This is a genomic window from Streptomyces sp. SM1, assembly GCF_002910825.1.
Classification (GTDB): domain Bacteria; phylum Actinomycetota; class Actinomycetes; order Streptomycetales; family Streptomycetaceae; genus Streptomyces; species Streptomyces okerensis.
In genome coordinates, this window is the sequence record NZ_NEUB01000514.1 from 1 (window position 1) to 301 (window position 301).

The window sequence follows — 301 nt, forward strand, 5'->3', positions numbered from 1 at the left end:
CCGAGCACCCTGCCGTAGGTGTAGTGGCCGCTGACCCAGCCGTACGCCACCATCAGGCAGTCCGCCGCGAACATCAGCACCAGCGGGTCACGCCACGAGGTGCGCCGGGCCCGCAGCCACAGCACCGGCAGCCCGAGCAGCGCCAGCCCGAACTGGCCGGGGAGGTCCAGGTACAGCCGCCGGTGCATCGCGTCCACGCTGCCGTCCCCGGCCAGCGCGAAGACATCGAAGTACGGCCAGCAGGCGGCCACCAGCAGCGCCACCGCGCCCGTCAGGGCCCACCGCCCGGCGACCGCCGCCG

At 74.8% G+C, this 301-nt stretch carries 1 pseudogene; it reads right to left on the reverse strand.

From position 1 onward, the window contains the following. Window positions 1–301, reverse strand: a pseudogene (locus B9S61_RS12655) (hypothetical protein); the annotation flags it as partial.